Genomic DNA, 19,413 nt, shown 5'->3' on the forward strand with positions numbered 1-19,413 from the left:
CCTTTGAGTTTTAGCCTTGCGGCCGTACTTCCCAGGCGGATCACTTAATGCGTTAGCTGCGGCACAGCAGGGGTCAATACCCGCTACACCTAGTGATCAAAGTTTACTGCGTGGACTACCAGGGTATCTAATCCTGTTTGCTCCCCACGCCTTCGCGCCTCAGCGTCAGTATTGGTCCAGGTAGCCGCCTTCGCCACCGGTGTTCCTCCTGATATCTACGAATTTCACCTCTACGCCAGGAATTCCGCTACCCTCTCCCATACTCAAGCCTTACAGTATCCAATGCACTTCCGGAGTTAAGCTCCGGGCTTTCACATCAGACTTATAAAGCCGCCTACGCGCCCTTTACGCCCAATAATTCCGAATAACGCTTGCACCCTCCGTATTACCGCGGCTGCTGGCACGGAGTTAGCCGGTGCTTCCTTCAGTGGTACCGTCAATGCCCTGTGGTATTAACACAAGACAATTTCTTCCCACTTGACAGAGCTTTACGATCCGAAGACCTTCATCACTCACGCGGCGTTGCTGCGTCAGGGTTTCCCCCATTGCGCAAGATTCCTCACTGCTGCCTCCCGTAGGAGTCTGGACCGTGTGTCAGTTCCAGTGTGGCTGATCATCCTCTCAGACCAGCTAACCATCGCAGCCTTGGTGGGCCGTTACCCCACCAACAAGCTAATGGTACGCGAACTCATCCTCAAACAGTAGCTTACATGTAGAGGCCACCTTTGGTCATGAAGCCCGAGGACTCCATGACATTATCCGGTATTAGCATCCCTTTCGAAATGTTATCCCGGATTCGAGGCTAGATTATCCACGCGTTACGCACCCGTGCGCCACTTTACTCTCCCGGCAAGCCGGGATTTCTCGTGCGACTTGCATGTGTTAAGCACGCCGCCAGCGTTCATTCTGAGCCAGGATCAAACTCTCCAATTGAATCGTTCTCGCCCCTCGTGGGGGCGAATGATCTTGGGCCCGACTTTCGTCTTCCGTCGCTATTCAGTTTTCAAAGATCAGGTTCGTCAAGTTATTGATTTTTGACGATTTTTGTACTCGCCGTTTGTTTGACCACCCGGCGAATTTTTTTGTTGTAGCCCAACCCGCTTTTTCTGTCAACCCCTTTTTTTCCACTCGCCTCCACTTGGGATCAGCGAGCCTTTCGGCGTTGACTCTTATTTCAGGAGCGCTGCAACGAAGGCGACTTATAGCCGAAAGTTTTTCCGGCTGTCAAGTCTTTTTAAGCCGCCCCGCTATTTCATTTGGCTGCCGGTTTGTTTCCCAAAGGAAACTTGGTTCGGCTGGCCGTTGTGCAACGAGGGCGATTTGTAGCCGAACCAGGCCAAGCCTGTCAAGCATTTTTAATTCCGCCCCCCTATGTCTTTTCCCGCCCGTCCTGCTTTTCTCTGAAAGCGGTTCCGTTCAGGAAGGCCGACTTCTATGCCAAGGCCCGGAACAAGTCAAGCACCTTTTCGCGTCAAGCACAAAAAAGCCCATAATTAAATATAAGGCCTTTTAATTGGGGCGCAAGGCTCAGCCCGCCTTTACGATCCTGTGGTACTTCTTTTTCCCGGTGCGGACCAGAAGGCCGTTTCCAGAAAGGCTTCCCAGATCCACCCTGGTATCGGGGGAATCCACCCTTTCACCTACTATATAAAGGCCGCCCTGGGCGATCTTGCGCCGGGCCTCGCCCTTGGAAGGAAAGATTCCCGCCGCGACAGCCAAGTCCACCACCGAGACCGAGTCATCCCCAAAGGCTTTGCAGTCCACGAAGGTGGCCGGAACGTCGGAGCCGTCTGAGACTGCCTCACCCCTTGGTATGCCCGAAGAAGGCAGAAGCCCATCGCTTACCACCCTTTTGCCGAACATGCGGCCAGCCGCCTCGAAGGCCGCGTTGGCTTCGGCCTTTCCGTGGGCAAGGGCCGTGGCTTCAAAGGCCAGGACCGCTTTGGCGGAATTCAAGTCCGCCCCGGAGAAATTCTTCACCTCGTTCACCTCCTCCATGGGAAGGAAGGTGAAAAGCGCAAGAAACCTCGCCACATCGTCGTCGTGGGTGTTGATCCAGAACTGGTAGTAGTCGTATGGGCTGGTGCGCGCGGGGTCCAGCCACACCGCGCCCTGGGCGGTCTTGCCCATCTTCGCGCCGCTACTTGTGGTGATGAGCGGAAAGGTAAGCCCGTAGGCCCGCCCCCCGCATTCCCGGCGGACCAGTTCCACGCCCGCCACGATGTTGCCCCACTGGTCGCTTCCCCCCATCTGCAATTTGCACTGATAGTCCGGGTGCTTGTACAGGTGGAGGAAGTCGTAGGCCTGGAGGCACATGTAGTTGAACTCGATGAAGGAAAGACCCTCCTCGGATTCCAGCCTCATGCGGTAGGATTCGGCCTTTATCATTCGGTTCACGGAAAAATGCCTGCCGTAGTCCCGCAGGAACTCTATATAATTCAAGTTGCAGAGCCAGTCGGCGTTGTTGGCCATTATCGCGCCGCCGGAAAAATCAATGAAATGCGCCAACTGGGCCTTGAGCCCCAGGGCGTTTTGCTCCACCGTTTCGCGGGTGAGGATTTTGCGCATCTCGGTCTTGCCGGAAGGGTCCCCCACAAGGCCGGTGCCGCCGCCCACCAGGGCTATGGGCCTGTGCCCCTCGCGCTCCATGTGGGCGAGCGCCATGATGGGAACCAGGCTTCCCACGTGGAAGGAAATGGCCGTGGGATCGAAACCGATGTAGCCGGTGACCTTCTCCTTTTCGAAAAGCTCCCTAAGCTCGTCCTCGTGTGTGGCGGCCTCGATGAAACCGCGCTGTTCAAGCACATCGTAAAGGCTCATCTTGCTTCCTTCATAAAAAAATACTCACCACGGGTAATTTCATAACTTCCCGAAATGGTGAATTCGACGTAGGCTGGAAAAAATATGGAACAAAATCAACCTGTTGGGCTTCGCTCCGGAGCCCTGCCTACGATAGGCTCACCGAGTGCCTTTAAGGAAATCACCCCGCACTTCCGGGCTTTTCAGGATCGTCGAGAGCAAGGAAGGCGAGAAGCGCGCGGGCGTAAGCGTACTCAATGTACGTGCGCACCGCGTGCTGCGTGGCCTGACACAGCTATCGTCGATCCTGGAAAGCCCGACCGGCCTATTTCGTGGCGTAACCTATGGCCCTTGTCTCCCGGATTATGGCCACCTTGATCTGGCCGGGGAAGGTGAGGTTTTCCTCGATCTTCCTGGTGACGTCACGGCAGAGCAACACCGCCTCTTCATCGGAAATCTTGTCGCTTTCCACCATCACCCGAAGCTCGCGCCCGGCCTGGATGGCGAATGATGAGGCCACGCCGGTAAAGGACGTGGCGATTTTTTCCAGGTCGTCCAGACGCCTGATATAGCTTTCGTACATCTCCCGCCGGGCTCCGGGACGCGCCCCCGAAAGGCCGTCGGCGGCCTGGACCAGATGGGCCAGCACCGAGTTGGGCGGAACGTCCTCGTGGTGGGCGGAAATGGCGTGCACGATCTTGGGATTTTCGCCGAATTTCTTGGCGAGCTTCGCGCCGATAAGGGCGTGGGGACCTTCGGTCTCGTGGTCCACGGCCTTGCCCAGATCGTGAAGGAGCCCGGCCCTGCGGGCTAGCTTCACGTTGAGGCCGAGTTCGGCGGCCATCATGCCGCACAGGAACCCGACTTCCAGGGAATGCTCCAGCATGTTCTGGGCGTAGGAGGTGCGGTATTTCAGGCGGCCCACGTTGCGCACGATTTCCGGGTGGATGCCGTGGATGCCCAGATCGAAGGTGGCCTGCTCGCCCGCCTCCTTTATGGTCTGCTCAACCTCGCCCTCCACCTTCTTGACGATCTCCTCGATGCGCGCCGGGTGGATCCGCCCGTCGGCTATGAGGCGAAGGAGGGACAGCCGTGCGACTTCGCGGCGCACCGGGTCGAAGCCGGAGAGGATGACCGCCTCCGGCGTATCATCCACAATAAGGTCGATTCCCGTTGCTGCTTCCAAAGCCCGGATGTTGCGGCCCTCGCGCCCGATGATGCGGCCCTTCATTTCCTCGCTGGGAAGCTGGACCACCGAGACCGTGCGTTCGGCCACGAAATCGCCCGCGTAGCGCTGGATGGCGGTGGAGAGGATTTTTTTCGCCTGCTTGTCCGCCTGCTCCCTGGCCTCGGTTTCGATGCGTTTCACGAGCTTCGCGCCCTCGTGCCGGGCCTCGGACTCCATTTCCCTCACCAGGGTTTCCCTGGCCTCCTCGGCGGAAAGGCTCGCTATGCGCTCCAGGGCCTCCCGGCGCTGAGTCACCAGGGCTTCTGCGTCCTCCTCGTCCTTGGCGATTTTCTGCTCGCGCTTTGTCAGGTTCTTTTCGCGGTTGGAAAGCTCCTGGTCGCGCCTCTCCAGCTGGTCCAGCTTGCGGTCCAGGTTTTCCTCCCGCTGAAGAAGGCGGGTTTCGATCTTCTTCTGTTCCGCGTGCCTTTCCTTACTTTCGGTCTCGAAATCGGCCTTCAACTTGAAGACGATGTCCTTGGCCTCGACCTGTGCGCTTTTTATGATGTTTTCGGAGCTGCGACGGGCCTCTTCCTGGATTTTGAGGATTTTTTCCTCGGCTTCCCGGCTCTTCCGGCCCATGACCATTTCGCGGTAAAAATGGGCGGCAAGGGCTCCAAGGCCCGCGCCCGCCACAAAAAATATTAAATGCCAGAACATTAAGCGACCTCCGCATGAGGGGGCCAACTGCATCCCCTGTATAAATGTCAGACCCGTTCGCGCTAACCCATGAAGGAACACGTAAACATGATACGTAAACCCTTATGAAACCGCGCATTGGTGCTAGTTTTAAGCCGGTTTAAACCGGCTTTGGAACACAAAGCCAGGCCGGTTGAAAAACCGGAAATGCAAAACAAGGGAAACATGAGGCAGGACACAGGGGGGAGCACATTGTCCGGGACCGCCGTTTTTGCGAATGTCCCGGTTGCGGGACATTCGAGACTGGCGAAAAACCGGTGTTTCGCGCAGGCCTTGTCAAACGGGCCGCGTAAACGCCGACTTTCCGAATGTCGACGGGGACGGTGATTGGGGTTTATCGAAGGGCGTTACGTAATTTGTGAAGGAAGGCCCCCGCAAGATGCCGTGTGGACAGGTAGCCTTGAACCTGTTTTACAGGTGGGCATCAGATTGCTTTCATCGGGCCTTTTAAAAGGCTCGCCAGAAAGCATGGGCGATTCCCGCTTTTTGGGTGTTGGATCAGGCTTATCAGGCCCATCACGAACACCGCAGGGGCATTCCATTCGATCCGGAGACTTCCTCCGGGCCGTCCTTCAAAAATTCCGCCCTAAAACCCAGGCTCACAGTTCCGACTTGGAGGATAGGCCATCACCCTCAAACAGGGTTTCGGACTTTTCCACCAGCTTTTCCAGGCGGATTTTCATTTCCTCGCGAAGGGCCTCGTGGGAGCCCAAAAGCTCCAGGTAATCCCCGGCAAGGCTTAAGGCGGCCATGAGGACCACCAGTATTTCCTTGCCGGCCCTGTCCCCCCCCATGCGGGACAGAATTTTGGCGACCTCGCCCTCGACGAGATTTTTGGCCTTGGTGGCCTCAGCCTCTTGGGCCGGAGTTTCGAAAACGAAGGTCCGGCCAAAAAGCTCTATGCCTATGCGCTGTGCCAATGCCTTTGAAATCCGCCCCCACTAGTTTGTCCCTGCCACAGCTTTATAAATGTAACCTTGCTGATGACTCTCCCGAAAAGCCCGGCCAGCGACGCCGGATCGGGACTTTACATATTTTACTGTTATTGGCGGAGATGTCGCGCTTCCGCCGTGCATAGGCCCCTCACCTACCGGAGGGAGTCCGGCGGGCCATCCGAAAACCGGCTGAAAACGAGACGGATCAACCCCCGTGAAGCCGGGTCAGTCACCCAGTCTCGACAACAGAAAGTCGATTTTCTCGCGGACCTTCGTTCTTTCTTCAGTCAGGCGCTGGTTTTCTGCAGTCTTTTCCGCCAGAAGGGCGGACAGTTCCCCGTTACGCGCCGCAAGGGAGGCCTTTTCCGCCTCCACCTGCTTCAAGGAGGCGGAAAGCCTGTCAAGCGCCTGCTCCAACCTGTCAAAACCCTGTAATACGCCTTCTTCCAACAAAGTGCCTCCTTTTTAGCCCTTTACAAATTTTTATACAAATCCATTCAGCACAAAGTCAAGATAATTCCCGCTATCAGCCTCAACCCATACAAACAGCAAGGGGCGAACCCTGTAGAGGTCCGCCCCTTGCTGTTTGTTCGACGGGCATTTAAACTGGCCTTTTGGCCCGAAGCGCCAATCGCCGAAATTCCCGAACCGGCTTTGGCGCAGGCCCTGCGCGCCTTCATTAAATGGAGGCGGACAGGCATTTCGCCATGCCGGAAAAATGACAGTGGAAACCGCAGGGACTTGAAAGGCCCTACTGCATCATCCTGGATCTTCTGGATTCCGCCATGCTCATCCTGGTCTGGGCCCTTAACAGGGCCGACTTGGCCCGCTCGAAATCCAGGTCGGGTTCGCCTGTTTCCAGCCTTTTCAACGCCCTGGCCAGTGCCTCTTTGGCCCGGTCTATATCGATATCGCAACGACGCTCGGCGCTTTCCGCGAGAACGGTCACCTTGGTGGGCGTGGCCTCGGCAAAGCCGCCGCTGATGAAAACGATCCGCTCCCGGTTATTTTCATCCCGGTAGCGCAAGGCTCCTATCTTCAACGCGGCAAGAAACGTGGTATGTCCGGGCAGAACGCCGAACTCGCCCTCTGCGCCGGGTGCGTTGACGATAAGAGCGGGCTCGCTCACAACGATCTTTTCCGGCGTCACCACTTCCAAATGGATGGTGTGTGCCATTTACGTCCTTCCTTGACAAACTTTCGGGACCACTGCAAACCGTTTACCGTTCCGTGCGCCGTAGCTCCGCCCGGCCATTTTGAAACAGGCGGAAGAACGCAGACGAAAAACGAATTTCGCCATGTCCTGCCAAATGCTGAAGAATTCTGCGCCAATTCCCGGTCCTTTTTCCGAACAGCTTTTAAACCGGGCGGTTTCGCCCGGTTTAAAAGGGCCGGGATGGTTTTCCAAAGCCTTTTCAAACCTTGGATCAGGCCTTGCCTTCAGCCATTTCCTTGGCTTTTTCCAGGGCTTCCTCTATGCCGCCCACCATGTAGAAGGCGCGTTCGGGCACGTCGTCATGCTTGCCTTCCACGATTTCCTTGAAACCGCGAATGGTGTCTTCCAGTTTGACGAACTTGCCGGCCTTGCCCGTGAAATTCTCGGCAACGTGGAAGGGCTGGGAAAGAAAACGCTGCATCTTGCGCGCGCGGGACACCGTGAGCTTGTCGTCTTCGGAAAGCTCCTCGATGCCCAGGATGGCGATGATGTCCTGGAGTTCCTTGTACTTCTGAAGGATCTGCTGGACCTTCCTGGCCACCAGGTAATGCTCCTCGCCCAGGTAACCGGGGTCGAGGATTCGGGAGGATGAATCCAGCGGATCGACCGCAGGATAAATGCCCAATTCCACGATGCGGCGGGAGAGAACCACGGTGCCGTCGAGATGCGCGAAGGTGGTCGCCGGGGCCGGGTCGGTCAAGTCGTCGGCGGGCACGTACACGCACTGGACAGCCGTGATGGATCCCTTGTCGGTCGAGGTGATGCGCTCCTGGAGTTCGCCAAGGTCGACGGCCAGTGTGGGCTGATAACCGACTGCGGAGGGCATGCGGCCAAGAAGAGCCGAAACCTCGGAGCCTGCCTGGGTGAAACGGAAAATGTTGTCGACGAAAAGAAGAACGTCCTGGCCTTCAATGTCGCGGAAATATTCTGCGGCGGTGAGGGCCGAGAGCGCCACGCGGGCGCGGGCTCCTGGCGGCTCGGTCATCTGGCCGTAAACCAGGGCGCACTTGTGGAGAACGCCGGAATCCTTCATTTCGTGATAAAGGTCGTTGCCTTCACGGGTGCGCTCGCCGACGCCCGCGAAAACCGAGATGCCGCCGTGCTGCATGGCGATGTTGTGGACCATCTCCATCATGATGACGGTCTTGCCAACGCCTGCGCCGCCGAACATGCCCATCTTGCCGCCGCGCGGGAAGGGAACCAGAAGGTCGATGACCTTGACGCCGGTTTCCAGAACGCGGACGGTGGTGTCCTGCTCGGTGAAAAGCGGAGCGGGACGGTGGATGGGAAGCATCTTTTCCTGGCTCACTGGGCCAAGGCCGTCCACGGGCCTGCCCACAACGTTGAGCACGCGGCCAAGAGCGCCTTCACCCACGGGCATCATGATGGGGCTTCCGGTGTCCCGTACCGACATGCCGCGCACCAGGCCGTCGGTGACGTCCATTGCTATGGTGCGAACCACGTTGTCGCCGAGATGCTGAGCCACTTCCACCACCAGGTTGTCGGCCTCGTCGTTGATGGCCGGGTTGGTGATGGTCAGGGCCGTGTAAATGGTGGGGAGCTTGCCCTGCTCAAACTCAACGTCCACCACCGGCCCGGTGACCTGCTTGATTTTGCCGATATTCTCTCCAGCCTCAGTATGACCGCCCATCAAAATCCTCCTCATTGACGGCTGCGAAGAAGCTTCTTCCGCCTGACCGGGGGTCTGGGCCGAAGAACGGTCCTTTTTAGCCGCTCCCCCATCCTTTTTGGTATCCCGCGTGCCCTGCTTTTTGGTTGCCATCGTTCGCCGTCGTCCCCACTTGGGTTAAAAGTTATCGTAAACCTTTTTGGTTTAAATCCGTTTATCCCCTCAAGGCCTCTGCCCCGCCCACGATGTCCATGAGTTCCTTCGTGATGGCGCCCTGGCGTGCCTTGTTATAGGAAAGAGTGAGCGCGTCCAGCATGTCGTTGCACGCCTTGGTGGCGTTGTCCATCGCCATCATGCGGGCAGCCTGCTCACTTGTGGAGGTTTCCAGAAGGGCCCTGTAAATCTGGATTGAAACGTTCCGGGTAAGAAGCACCGAAAGCAGAGCCTCGGCTGAAGGCTCGCAGATGTGTTCGGGCAGATACCCCTCTTCGCCGATAACCCCCGCTGCCTCGTCGGCCTCAAGGGGCGGAATGGGAAGAATCTGCTGCACAACGGCCTTCTGGCGGGCCATGGTCACGAATTCGGCGAATACCACGTGGACCTCGTCGTAACGGTCGGACAGGAACCCGTGAATGAGGCTCTGTGCGCACTTGGCCGCAACGGTGAACCCGAAACGGCCGCCGATCACACCAAGGTGCTCGGAAACCCGCTCCAGCTTGTTCTTGCGGGCCCAGTCGCGGCCTTTTTTGCCGAAATTGGTGAAACTGACCGTGACTTCATCCCCGGCCCTGGCTGCAACGAATTTCTCGGCTGCGGCGATGAGGTTGGCGTTGAAACCGCCGCAGAGCCCGCGATCCGAGGTGCACAGAACCAGGTGGATGTTCTTTATCTCCTTCTTTGAAACAAGAAGGGGGCTGATGTCTTCCCCTGCGCGGCCCGCGAGGCTTCCCAGAACCTCACCGAACTTTTTCGCATAGGGCCGGAACGCCTCCATCTTTAGCTGCGCCCCGCGCAGCCTGGAAGCGGCCACCATGTTCATGGCCTTGGTGATCTGGCGGGTCTTTTGAACACCGCCGATCTTGGCCTTGACGTCCTTCAAACTTGGCATATATTGACACCCCTCTCAAAAACGGCATAGCCGGAAAGTAAGCACCGGATTACCGGATGGTGTCCGCAAATTCCTCGCCGTATTCGGAAAGGGCCTTCTGGAGTTTGGCGTCAGTCTCGTCGCTGATCTTGCGTTCGGCTGCGATGCTGTCCAGGATGTCCTGGTACTTGGCTTCCAGGAACTTGTAGAGGCCGGCCTCGTACTTGCCGAGAACTTCGATGGGCAGCTTGTCCAGGTATCCGCGCGTTCCCGCGAACAGGATTGCGACCTGCTTTTCCAGGGTGAGCGGCTGGTACTGGGGCTGCTTCAAGATTTCAACCATGCGCTGGCCGCGTGTGAGCTGGGCCTGGGTGGATGCGTCGAGATCGGAGCCGAAGGCCGCGAAGGCTTCCAGTTCGCGGAACTGGGCCAGATCGAGGCGAAGGGTTCCGGCCACCTGCTTCATGGCCTTTTCCTGGGCCGCTCCGCCGACGCGGGAGACCGAAAGGCCGACGTTGATGGCGGGCCGGACGCCTGCGAAGAAGAGGTTGGGCTCAAGATAAATCTGACCGTCGGTGATTGAAATAACGTTGGTGGGAATGTAGGCCGAAACGTCGCCCGCCTGGGTCTCGATGATGGGGAGCGCCGTAAGGGAGCCCGCGCCCAAAGCATCGTTCATCTTGGCGGAGCGTTCGAGAAGCCTTGAGTGGTTGTAGAAAATGTCGCCGGGGAAGGCCTCGCGTCCGGGCGGACGGCGCAGAAGAAGGGAAATCTGCCTGTAGGCCACCGCCTGCTTGGAAAGATCGTCGAAAATGATGAGTGCGTGCTCGCCCTTGTCCCTGTAGTATTCGCCCATGGCGCAACCGGCGAAGGCGGCCACGTACTGAAGCGTTGCGGGGTCGGAGGCGCAGGCCGCGACGACCGTGGTGTAATCCATGGCGCCGTGTTTTTCGAGAATGGCAACAACCTGGGCAACCGAGGACTTCTTCTGTCCGCAGGCCACGTAGATGCACTTGATGCCCGAATATTTCTGGGCCAGGATTGCGTCGATGGCGACTGCGGTTTTGCCGATCTGGCGGTCGCCGATGATGAGTTCGCGCTGTCCGCGTCCCACCGGGGTCATGGCGTCGATGGCCTTCAAGCCCGTGTACATGGGCTCATGCACGGACTTACGGGCGATGACGCCGGGGGCCACCATTTCCACGCGGCGGAACTCCTTGGTCTCGATGGGGCCCTTGCCGTCAATGGGAATGCCAAGGCCGTCCACGACGCGGCCAAGAACGGCCTCGCCAACGGGAACCTGGGCGATGCGCCCGGTGCGCTTGACCAGATCGCCTTCCTTGATGTGGATGTCTTCGCCCATGATGGCGACGCCCACGTTGTCCTCTTCCAGGTTCAGGGCCAAGCCCAGGATGTTTCCCGGAAATTCCACCAGTTCGAGGGCCATGACCTTTTCCAGGCCGTACACGCGGGCAATGCCGTCGCCCACGGAGATGACCGTGCCGGTTTCCGACAGGTCGACCTTCTTGTCGTAGTCCTTGATCTGTTCCTTGATGATCCGGCTTATTTCTTCGGCTCTAATTTCCATCAGACCGCCTCACTCCTTTTATGGGTGTTTTCGTTCGCTTTGAAGCGCTCGCTTAAATTTCCGAAAGAGACGCGCGCATGTTGGAAAGCTGTGTCCTGACCGAACCGTCCAGGACCAGATCGCCTATGCGGGCCACGATGCCGCCGATGAGGTCGGGATCTTTTTCCATTGTCAGAAGGACCGACTTCCCCGTAAGGCGGGAAAGCCCGGCCCGGATGGCGTCCACGGTTTCATCGGAAAGGTCTCCGGCCGTTTGCAGGCTGGCGCGGGCCACGTTGTTGTCCTCGTCCGCAAGAACCTGGAAAACCTCGGCTATGGCCCTTATGAGGCCTATGCGGCCCTTGTCGAAAAGAAGCGTCAGAAAGGCCGAAAGAGCCGTGGCCACTCCCAGGAGGGAGGCGACCTCGAAAAGAACCTTCCTTCTACCCGCCGCATCGTAAACCGGATTGGTAATGGCGGCCTCAAGGCCCGGATTTGCGTCCAGAACCGCGATGAAGGAATCGATCTCGCGCCGGAAAACCTCCGTGGCGCCCTCTTCCCTGCCGATGATCAACAAAGCCTTGGCGTAGCGCCGTGCCACCTTCACGTTCTTCACTGGACCACCACCTTTTCCAGGAATTCGGCAACAAGCCTGTCCTGATCATCGGAATTGATGTTAGTGCGGATGATCTTTTCGGAAGCCTCCATGGCCTTGTCCACGATTTCTGCGGTCAGGGTCGCGCGAGCGTCCTTGATCTCGTGCTCCATGTGGCGGCGGGCCTGATCCTGGAGACGGTCGGCGGCAAGGGCCGCCTCTGAAAGAATCTTGTCCCGGACCCTCTCGCCCTGCTTTATGTAGTCGGCCACTATGCGTTCCGACTCCTGGGCGAGCCCCGAAAGACGGGCCTCGTACTCGGCGAGCTCCTTTTTGGCCGCTTCCTTTTTGGCCGCAAGATCGTCAAGCTCCTTCTGGATGGCTGTGATCCGGCTGGCAAGGGCCGGGCGTCCCATCTTCCAGAACACCCAGAACAAAAACGCGCCGAGTACCGAAAAGTTCATCACCTTGTAGGTGTCGGTCTTGGCCCATCCGCCGTGAGCGCCTTCTCCGTGTCCTCCGCCTTCGCCCTCTTGGACGGCAGCCTCCCCGTGCCCGGTTGCCGCCTCCCCGCCGTGACCCTCTTCAGCCGTGGCTGTTGCCCAAGCCCCGGAAGCGGCCACAAGCGCCATCAGAAGGACGAAGAGAACCCACAAAAGGGCCTTTTTCCTGTTACCAAACATCAAACGCCTCCTTATTGCAGGGTTCTTCCCAATATCTTTTCGCCGATAGCCGACGCAAAAATGTTGATTTCAGCTTCCAGGCCCTTTTTGGCCTCCCTGGCCTCGTTTTCGATTTTCGCTTTTAAAACGGCAAGTTCGGATGCAGCCTTGGCGGAAATCTGAGCCAGAAGCTCCTTTTCCTTCTCGGCTGCTTCGGCTGCCAGGACCTCCTTGGCCGCTGCGCCCTTCGAGCGGGCCGCCGCGATTCCGGCTTCCAGGGCCTTTCCCCTGTCCGCCGCGCCCGTGAGCGCGCCTTCGATGTCGCCGGAAAGGCCGTCAACCACGCCTTTCCGCTCGTTCATCATCTTGCGGATGGGCTTGTACACGATCATGTTCATCAAAAAAATGAGTACCAGAAAATTGGCGATCTGAAAAACGATGGTGATATCCGGACTGATCTTCATACAAGCACCCTTCACCTGAATTGAAGTCTTTATTGAAGCCTGAAAGGCCGCGCAGAAAAACGCACTTTTCCCGAAGTCTTCCGGCACTTATCCCAAAGACGCGGATGTATAACACCCGCACAAAAGCCTTGTCAAAAGTTTTTTTGCCGTTTTGCCGTCAAAAGGCTTGCCAAAAGGCTTTGGGCGGTGAAATTGCGACCCGGCCTCGGCGTCGTGTATTTTATGATTTACGGTTCGCATCCGGCAAAACTTCCGGCCAGCAAATTTCCCGCCAAGAGATCGGGGCCGCCCATATAATAATGGTATCGGTTTTTCTCGCCCGCGTTGACTGCGAACATTTTTTCGGGGTATTCTGCGGAAAAATTCCGCATGGCAGTGCCGAACATTGCCCGAACCCGCGCGGCGGACTGAAATTTCACGCATGGCGGCGAGCTTCGCCTCCCCGGTCTTCATGGAGAAAGGCGGCAAAAGTGATCTTCGAATACCAGTCAAACCTCGATGCCCCGGTTTCCGAAGCCTTTCAATGGCATTGCCGCAAGGGGGCCTTCGAGAGGCTCAACCCGCCCTGGGAAAGGGTAAGGGTCGTTGGCGGAAACGGAACCGTGGAGGGCGGGGGGACGGTCTGTTTCAAGATCAAGACCGGCCCGGCCTGGAGCGACTGGAAGGCCAACCACGTGGCCTGCATAAAAAACGAGTTCTTCGCCGACGTTCAGGTGGAGGGTCCCTTCGCATCCTGGCGGCACGAGCACCGCTTTATCCCGGACGAGGCGGGCCGGTGCGTGCTGACCGACCACATCGAATACGGGCTTCCCCTGGAGCCCCTGGGCCGCTGGGTTGCGGGCGGCATGGTGCGCAGGAAAATGACGCGTATGTTCGGCTACAGGCACAGGGTGACGAAAAACGACCTGGCCCTGCACGCCCGCTACGGGATGGCGCCCCAATCAATAGTCATTTCGGGAGCTTCCGGGGTGTTAGGCTCGGTCCTGGCCCCCTTTTTCACCACCGGCGGGCACAGGGTCTCAAAACTGGTAAGGCGGGAGCCCAGGCCGGGCTTTGACGAAATCTTCTGGGACCCGGTCTCCGGGCGAATGGACGGCAAGGCCCTGGAGGGCGTGGACGCGCTCATCCATCTTGCGGGCGAAAACATCGGAGAGGGAAGGTTCACCGAGGAGAAGAAGCGCCGGGCGGTTGAATCCAGGGTAAAGGGAACCGGGCTTCTGGCGAAAACCCTGGCGGGCCTCAAAAATCCGCCCAAGGTCTTCATCTGCGCCTCTGCGGTTGGCTTTTACGGCAACCGGGGGGATGATTTTCTGGACGAGGACTCAGGAGCAGGCAAGGGCTATGTGGCGGACCTTTGCAGAAAATGGGAGGAGGCCGCAGCCCCTGCTGTGAGCGCCGGAATCCGCACGGTTTTCATGCGCATAGGGGTTGTTCTGACCCCGGCGGGCGGGGCGCTGAAAAAACTGATGGTCCCGTCCATGCTGGGCCTTGGCGGGCACATGGGAAACGGGCGGCAGTATATTTCGTGGATAAGCCCGGACGACGTGGCGGGCGCGGTCCTGCACGCAATGGCCACGCCCGGCCTTCGCGGGCCGGTGAACCTCGTGGCCCCTAAGGCCGCCACCAGCCATGAGCTTGCGGTGGCCGTGGCCGGGGCCTTCAAAAAGCCCGCCCTGTTCAACGCGCCGGAATTCGCCCTAAGGGCGGTTTTCGGGGAGCTGGCCGACGAGGTGATCCTGGCTTCGGCCAGGGTGGTTCCTGCAAGGCTCGCGTCAAGCGGCTTTCGCCACTCCTATCCCGATCTCAACCAGGCCCTGGCTCATGTTTTGGGAGTAGAAGCCTAAGTTTTCGCAAGCTGCACGATGAAAAAACCTCCATTGAAGCCCGGAATCAGGCTGGCTGAGGGCGATGATATGCAAGGCGCGCGAGCGAGTGGCGATGGAGCGTACGCCTTTGTACGTGACCGAGCCGCGAGGCGATGCGCGAACACTGCCAGATCGCGCCCTCATCCAGCCTGATCAAACACGAAAAGCGCCGGAAGCATAGCTTCCCGGCGCTTTTTGCGTCCAAAGAATTCGATGCGGCAGCCGACCGCTACTTGCTCTTCCTGCGCTGATGGCGAGTTTTGGCCAAGAGCTTGCGGTGCTTGTGCTTGCGCATTTTCTTTCTGCGTTTCTTGATGACGCTTCCCAAAGGATCACCTCCTTAACCAGATGTGCGGCGGCTGTGTAAGCCCCTTTCAAGGATTGAAAACTGTACAAGGAATCGTCCTTAATCCTTTTCCAGGCCCATGTCAACAAACTTGGACGATCTTTTCGGTCCGCCCTTTTTTTATCGGGGGCCGCAGGGGCGGAAAAACCCTTCAAACGCCGCCGAAAACGAGGACAGGGAAAGCGCCGCGCCCGGAATCAGGCTTGGGCCTTTTCCGCCTCCTCCCGAATCCGCCTTTTAAGGAAGGTCCAGCCGGGCAGGATGTCCTCGTGAAGATGTCCCACCAGGGGGCTTTTCACCGGGTAGCCAAGGTTGAACTCTTCGCCCGACCGAAAAAGATTGGCCGCCGCGCTCAGAAGGGCCCCCGGCGTCATGCCCACGGCCACCTCGTCCGCTCCTGTCCCCGAAAAGGCCCGGTCCCCGGCCCCCGGAATCACCACGTGGCTTTTGCCGGACAGATACGGCAGAAGCGCGCCCTTGATGCAGGACTCGCAATAGCCGTTGAAGGGCGACCTTAGGAGGTTCTTCCCGTCGTAGGAAAGGGCCTGTATGATGTGGGTGATCTGGGCCGGGTTGCCGTAAACCAGAACGGAATCCGGTTCAAAGGGCATGGTGGCGACGGGGGCCGTTATGAAGCCGATGTGCTCCGCAAGCCTTGCCTGGTTTTCCGGGCTCATGACCTCGACGTACAGGGACTGCGCGGCAAGCTCGGCCTCCATGTCACGGCGCCACTTGTTGAGGCGCTGGCTTTCCAGGAGGTCCTCCACCGGCAGAGGCATCCAGCCGTGGGCCACCGTGCTTGCAAGGCAGAAGTTGTCCTTTGCGGTCATGGCCGCGTGGCCCCTGTGCACCCTTGCGAAGGTGAAGGCCTGGCAGAGGCTCCACTTCTGGCCAAGGGCCGAGGGCGATATAAACCCTTCGGGAACGGCCTCCCCGGTCTTCTGATACTTCACCCCTATGGGCAGGCTCCCCAGGCGGAGCCCGTCGTACAAAACTTGCGCGGCCTTTCTGTATGCCTCCATTTTCGCCCTCCCCTGTTTTGAAAAATTAAATATGAAAACAGTATGTTTCATGAAGCGGTTAGTCCTGTTTCCTTATCCCTGGCGCTCCGTTTCTCACGGCCTTTTTCAAACGGCGGGAGTAGAGCAGGCCCCTTATCCCGCTTTTCGGCTCAAGGCCGAAAAAGCGACGGTGGAAGATCAGGCCGGTGGCGGCACCGTCTGCAGCCCCCTTCAGCAGGGAAACCTTCGGCAGGTGTTTTTCCCTGAGTGCCACAGCCTCTTCGTAAGTCCTCACCACCACCGGCTCACCGGAAGGTCCTGGCGCCACTATGCCGCTTTGGGTGAGCAGCCTGAACCTTCGCGCGGTCTCTATCTTGTCTGGCCCGCAGACAAGGGCGCAATTGCCGCAGGTGAGAACTAGATCGGTGCGGAAGTCATCCGGCCGGGCCGCACCCAGATTCCTGGCGAAGTCCCTCAGAAGGGCCACGCGCTCCGAATGCGGCCTCTTTGCCGGCTCCAGGGCGAGGTAGGAATCGATGACCTCCCTGGGATGGGCCTCGCGGCCTATACTGCGTATGAGGTCGAACCGGGCCGTGGAGTCCCCCGCCCTGGCTCCCGCCAGCATCATGTACTTCCGGGCCTGAAAGGCCGAAAGCTCTCCTGGCGGAGAGTTGAGCCAGTCCTCGATCCAGTTCAATCCCCACGTGCTCCACAACCTGTCCTGGGAAAGGGAATGCAGGCCGAAACAGGCGATTTCGCACAAATCGATGCTCGCGCGTTTTCCCCGGGGATGGAGGGCGCCGTTTACCAGCACGTATTCCTCGCCCCTGGGCGAAAACATCTGGGCCACGCAGGTTTTGGCGCACTTGCGGCAGGAATTGCAGTAGGTATCGATGAAATGGCGGGGCGAAAAACGCAGAGGGTCGCTTTTGAGCACGGCGTCAGTAACCACGGTTCCCAGGTAAACGGACGCGCCGTATTCCTCCGTCTTCACGTTGCCCGACCAGCCCATGCCCGCCACCCCCGATGCGATGGCCCCCAGGCGGTGGGAAAAGGCCGGGTGCATGGCCCAGGGGTCGGGACTCCTCCTGTAGTCGGAGTTGGACGGCAGGGCACTTGCCCGGTGGCCCTTTTTCCTTATGAGGGCGGCTATGCTCTCCCCTATCCTTCTGAGTTCCTGGTTCCAGCGGGTCTGGTCCAGGTTGTGGGCCGAAGACGACCGCTTGGACAGGAAATCCCGCACCGCCTCCGCGTCCATGGGCGCAACCAGCGAGACTATGCTCCTTGCGCCGGGCATGGAGTAGGACGGGTCAAGGGACGGCGGGCCGTCAAGACGGCCTGGCCCCGCGATCCCCGTCACAGTGATTCCCATCTCCCTTGCATGGTCCTTGATGAGGCTTTCCAGTTCTCCCATGAAAATCCCCCCGGCCCAAAAGGCCTTTTGAGTCAAGTTGCGGAAGGCGGATTGACTTTCACACAATCGTGTAATTATAATGACTCAGTTGTTTTCCACTGTCAAGCACTAATTTACACGATCGTATAACTACCCGGCCAGGAACAAAAATGCCAAAAACAAAGCCGACTGAAAGAGCGCCCGGAGAAAAGGCCGCGCCCACGCGGGACATAATTCTTGAGGCGGCCACAAAGGTCTTTTCCGGCCACCCCTACCACGCAGCCAGCATCCGGATGATAGCCGCCGAGGGGGGCTTTTACCACGGGCTCATCCGCTACCACTTTCCCAGCAAGGCGGGCATCTTCGGGACGGTGGTGGAAAGCGCCTGCCGGAAGCTGAAGGAAGCCAACAGGCTTTGGCTTTCCGAGGTCGCCGCGCTTGGCCCACGCGATGGGCTCGCGCTCTACCTGGACCGGTTTTTGGAGCATTACCGGGCGCATCCCGAAATATTCCGCATCGTTATACAGAATCTTTCCCAGAAGGACCAGGAAGGCGTGCCGGGCTACCATCATCTTCTGGACCTGCTTTCCGGAAGCCAGGCGGATTTCCGGGAAATTTTCACGGGCCTCTTTGACGGGGATTCCGCCGCAAGGGTCCTGGAAAGCTTCAACGCCCTCATCATCCACTATCTGGGTGCGGCGGATGCGGAGGCATGGCTTCTGGGGATGGAGCCGGAAAGCCCCGGTTACCTGGAATGGGTGAAGGAGACCATGCTTTTCGTGTTTCTTCCGGTATTGGAAAAGACCCTGGCCTTGAAATAGAACGCCCAAGGCTTGACTTCATGGCCGCCAGGATGAATAATTGACCATGTTGATAAAATACTGGCCGCGTAAATCCGGCCCGGCGTCCACCCGACGGTTGCGGCACCATCAGGAGGTCAGGAGAAAACCGAATGAAATCGATCAGATCAATCACCCTTGCAATTATCGGCATAGCCCTTCTGCTGTCGGGCTGCGGTGGCGCGGTGGCCCTTAAGGACGTCATGCCCGTTCCGGGCGACCGGCCACTGTATGGCTACACCGAAAGCGGGGTCTTTTTCATCCACGAGTCGGTTATCGCCAACGCCGGAGCCAGGTCCGTAATCTTCGTTTCCGAGGTCACCAGGGCCGAAGGCAGGAAGATGATCCTGGCCAACGGTTATTACACCTATGACGTGAATCGGGTGGGGGCGGACAGGGTCGATTTCGACCGCCAGATCGGGCGGGGGGTCTCGGTGCGCTACTTTTTCATCATCGGCACCAACGTACAGATACCGCGCGATATAATGGACAAGACCGGCTGGATCGCCAAGGCCGATGTCACGACGGACAAGGGAATCCCGGTCCTTTCCACCAAGCCGGTCAAAAACCCCCATATTCAGGGCGCACCTGCCAAATGAAGCCCCAATGAAAACAGACCCCGTTAGGAGTCGTTACATGAAAAAATCCCTGCCGCTTCTTTTGGCGCTTGTTCTGGCCTTTTTCGCCGGGGCCTGCAAAAAAGAGGAACTCAAAATCATCGTTCCCCAAAACGTGCCTCACTACGGCTACACAAAGGAGGGCGTCTTCTTCGTCCACGACACCCTTATCCAGAATGCCGGTTTCGGCCCGGTGTCCCTAAGGAGCCTGGTCTCCGAGTACAAGCCTAGGCCAATGGAGAAAAAGGGCGACTACTGGTTTTACGATGCCCGCGCGGACGCCACCGACATGGAGCGATTCAGGATTTACAAGGATTTCCCCATTTCCTACTATTTCGAGCTTCCGGACAAGGCTCAGGTCCCAGGCTCCCTGGTGAAATATCCGGGCCTTTTCGACCGGGAATTCATTCGGGCCATAGCCGGTATCGGCTTTGTCTTCTACACCGAACCCGTCCCCTCTCCGGCGGACTGAC

Annotated in this window: 18 protein-coding genes, 1 rRNA gene and 1 other RNA gene; 4 read left to right on the plus strand and 16 right to left on the minus strand. The window is 58.5% G+C overall.

What is annotated here, in order from left to right:
* The 13 genes from HZB23_10265 to HZB23_10325 all read right to left on the minus strand — a co-directional run.
* A 16S ribosomal RNA gene (locus HZB23_10265) occupies nucleotides 1-935 on the minus strand; the annotation flags it as partial.
* Between the two features lie 592 nt (nucleotides 936-1,527).
* Nucleotides 1,528-2,820 (minus strand): tyrosine--tRNA ligase, encoded by a 1,293-nt coding sequence (locus HZB23_10270; protein MBI5845040.1) that lies wholly within the window; start codon nucleotides 2,818-2,820, stop codon nucleotides 1,528-1,530.
* 304 nt (nucleotides 2,821-3,124) lie between these two features.
* Nucleotides 3,125-4,684 (minus strand): ribonuclease Y, encoded by a 1,560-nt coding sequence (rny, locus tag HZB23_10275; GenBank protein ID MBI5845041.1) that lies wholly within the window; start codon nucleotides 4,682-4,684, stop codon nucleotides 3,125-3,127.
* A gap of 404 nt (nucleotides 4,685-5,088) precedes the next feature.
* Nucleotides 5,089-5,260, minus strand: a non-coding RNA gene (gene ssrS, locus HZB23_10280) — 6S RNA.
* Nucleotides 5,261-5,322: 62 nt separating this feature from the next.
* On the minus strand, nucleotides 5,323-5,643 hold the full coding sequence (locus tag HZB23_10285) for a cell division protein ZapA (protein MBI5845042.1): 321 nt from the start codon (nucleotides 5,641-5,643) through the stop codon (nucleotides 5,323-5,325).
* A gap of 240 nt (nucleotides 5,644-5,883) precedes the next feature.
* Entirely contained in the window at nucleotides 5,884-6,108 is a 225-nt protein-coding gene (zapB, locus tag HZB23_10290) for a cell division protein ZapB (protein ID MBI5845043.1), read from the minus strand.
* Between the two features lie 301 nt (nucleotides 6,109-6,409).
* The gene (locus HZB23_10295) at nucleotides 6,410-6,835 is read right to left on the minus strand and encodes a F0F1 ATP synthase subunit epsilon (GenBank protein ID MBI5845044.1); all 426 of its coding nucleotides are present in this window, start codon (nucleotides 6,833-6,835) and stop codon (nucleotides 6,410-6,412) included.
* A gap of 250 nt (nucleotides 6,836-7,085) precedes the next feature.
* The gene (gene atpD, locus HZB23_10300; protein ID MBI5845045.1) at nucleotides 7,086-8,525 is read right to left on the minus strand and encodes a F0F1 ATP synthase subunit beta; all 1,440 of its coding nucleotides are present in this window, start codon (nucleotides 8,523-8,525) and stop codon (nucleotides 7,086-7,088) included.
* A 193-nt stretch (nucleotides 8,526-8,718) separates the two neighbouring features.
* A complete protein-coding gene (atpG, locus tag HZB23_10305) occupies nucleotides 8,719-9,612 on the minus strand; it encodes an ATP synthase F1 subunit gamma (protein MBI5845046.1) in 894 nt (297 codons plus the stop codon).
* A gap of 49 nt (nucleotides 9,613-9,661) precedes the next feature.
* The gene (locus tag HZB23_10310; protein MBI5845047.1) at nucleotides 9,662-11,179 is read right to left on the minus strand and encodes a F0F1 ATP synthase subunit alpha; all 1,518 of its coding nucleotides are present in this window, start codon (nucleotides 11,177-11,179) and stop codon (nucleotides 9,662-9,664) included.
* A gap of 52 nt (nucleotides 11,180-11,231) precedes the next feature.
* A complete protein-coding gene (gene atpH / locus HZB23_10315) occupies nucleotides 11,232-11,774 on the minus strand; it encodes an ATP synthase F1 subunit delta (GenBank protein ID MBI5845048.1) in 543 nt (180 codons plus the stop codon).
* On the minus strand, nucleotides 11,771-12,436 hold the full coding sequence (locus tag HZB23_10320; GenBank protein ID MBI5845049.1) for an ATP synthase F0 subunit B: 666 nt from the start codon (nucleotides 12,434-12,436) through the stop codon (nucleotides 11,771-11,773). Before HZB23_10320 ends, atpH begins: the two co-directional genes overlap by 4 nt.
* Before the next feature lie 11 nt (nucleotides 12,437-12,447).
* Complete coding sequence (locus HZB23_10325; GenBank protein MBI5845050.1) at nucleotides 12,448-12,879, minus strand: ATPase; 432 nt, start codon at nucleotides 12,877-12,879, stop codon at nucleotides 12,448-12,450.
* Nucleotides 12,880-13,349: 470 nt separating this feature from the next.
* On the opposite strand from HZB23_10325, the gene HZB23_10330 reads away from it, so the two are divergent.
* The gene (locus HZB23_10330; GenBank protein MBI5845051.1) at nucleotides 13,350-14,723 is read left to right on the plus strand and encodes a TIGR01777 family protein; all 1,374 of its coding nucleotides are present in this window, start codon (nucleotides 13,350-13,352) and stop codon (nucleotides 14,721-14,723) included.
* A 250-nt stretch (nucleotides 14,724-14,973) separates the two neighbouring features.
* On the opposite strand, the gene HZB23_10335 is transcribed toward HZB23_10330, so the two are convergent.
* From HZB23_10335 to HZB23_10345, 3 genes are all read right to left on the minus strand, one after another.
* Entirely contained in the window at nucleotides 14,974-15,072 is a 99-nt protein-coding gene (locus HZB23_10335) for an AURKAIP1/COX24 domain-containing protein (GenBank protein ID MBI5845052.1), read from the minus strand.
* 215 nt (nucleotides 15,073-15,287) lie between these two features.
* Entirely contained in the window at nucleotides 15,288-16,112 is an 825-nt protein-coding gene (locus HZB23_10340; GenBank protein MBI5845053.1) for a DUF169 domain-containing protein, read from the minus strand.
* Between the two features lie 58 nt (nucleotides 16,113-16,170).
* A complete protein-coding gene (locus tag HZB23_10345; protein MBI5845054.1) occupies nucleotides 16,171-17,505 on the minus strand; it encodes a hypothetical protein in 1,335 nt (444 codons plus the stop codon).
* Nucleotides 17,506-17,654: 149 nt separating this feature from the next.
* Between HZB23_10345 and HZB23_10350 the strand changes: the two genes are divergently transcribed.
* The 3 genes from HZB23_10350 (at nucleotide 17,655) to HZB23_10360 (ending at nucleotide 19,412) form a co-directional block, all read left to right on the plus strand.
* Nucleotides 17,655-18,305 carry a TetR/AcrR family transcriptional regulator gene (locus HZB23_10350; GenBank protein MBI5845055.1) on the plus strand — a complete coding sequence of 217 codons (651 nt, stop codon included), beginning with the start codon at nucleotides 17,655-17,657 and terminating at the stop codon, nucleotides 18,303-18,305.
* A 131-nt stretch (nucleotides 18,306-18,436) separates the two neighbouring features.
* A complete protein-coding gene (locus tag HZB23_10355) occupies nucleotides 18,437-18,922 on the plus strand; it encodes a hypothetical protein (GenBank protein MBI5845056.1) in 486 nt (161 codons plus the stop codon).
* 37 nt (nucleotides 18,923-18,959) lie between these two features.
* Nucleotides 18,960-19,412, plus strand: coding sequence for a hypothetical protein (locus HZB23_10360; protein MBI5845057.1), 453 nt, complete (start codon nucleotides 18,960-18,962; stop codon nucleotides 19,410-19,412).
* The last annotated feature ends 1 nt before the right edge of the window (nucleotide 19,413 follow it).

It is taken from the genome of Deltaproteobacteria bacterium, assembly GCA_016235345.1.
Classification (GTDB): domain Bacteria; phylum Desulfobacterota; class Desulfobacteria; order Desulfobacterales; family Desulfatibacillaceae; genus JACRLG01.

Coding starts and splice junctions, on each gene's coding strand:
- HZB23_10270 (MBI5845040.1), bottom strand. CDS start 2,820: ATGAGCCTTTACGATGTGCTTGAACAGCGCGGTTTCATCGAGGCCGCC.
- rny (MBI5845041.1), bottom strand. CDS start 4,684: ATGTTCTGGCATTTAATATTTTTTGTGGCGGGCGCGGGCCTTGGAGCC.
- HZB23_10295 (MBI5845044.1), bottom strand. CDS start 6,835: ATGGCACACACCATCCATTTGGAAGTGGTGACGCCGGAAAAGATCGTT.
- atpD (MBI5845045.1), bottom strand. CDS start 8,525: ATGGGCGGTCATACTGAGGCTGGAGAGAATATCGGCAAAATCAAGCAG.
- atpG (MBI5845046.1), bottom strand. CDS start 9,612: ATGCCAAGTTTGAAGGACGTCAAGGCCAAGATCGGCGGTGTTCAAAAG.
- HZB23_10310 (MBI5845047.1), bottom strand. CDS start 11,179: ATGGAAATTAGAGCCGAAGAAATAAGCCGGATCATCAAGGAACAGATC.
- HZB23_10320 (MBI5845049.1), bottom strand. CDS start 12,436: ATGTTTGGTAACAGGAAAAAGGCCCTTTTGTGGGTTCTCTTCGTCCTT.
- HZB23_10325 (MBI5845050.1), bottom strand. CDS start 12,879: ATGAAGATCAGTCCGGATATCACCATCGTTTTTCAGATCGCCAATTTT.
- HZB23_10340 (MBI5845053.1), bottom strand. CDS start 16,112: ATGGAGGCATACAGAAAGGCCGCGCAAGTTTTGTACGACGGGCTCCGC.
- HZB23_10345 (MBI5845054.1), bottom strand. CDS start 17,505: ATGGGAGAACTGGAAAGCCTCATCAAGGACCATGCAAGGGAGATGGGA.
- HZB23_10350 (MBI5845055.1), top strand. CDS start 17,655: ATGCCAAAAACAAAGCCGACTGAAAGAGCGCCCGGAGAAAAGGCCGCG.
- HZB23_10355 (MBI5845056.1), top strand. CDS start 18,437: ATGAAATCGATCAGATCAATCACCCTTGCAATTATCGGCATAGCCCTT.
- HZB23_10360 (MBI5845057.1), top strand. CDS start 18,960: ATGAAAAAATCCCTGCCGCTTCTTTTGGCGCTTGTTCTGGCCTTTTTC.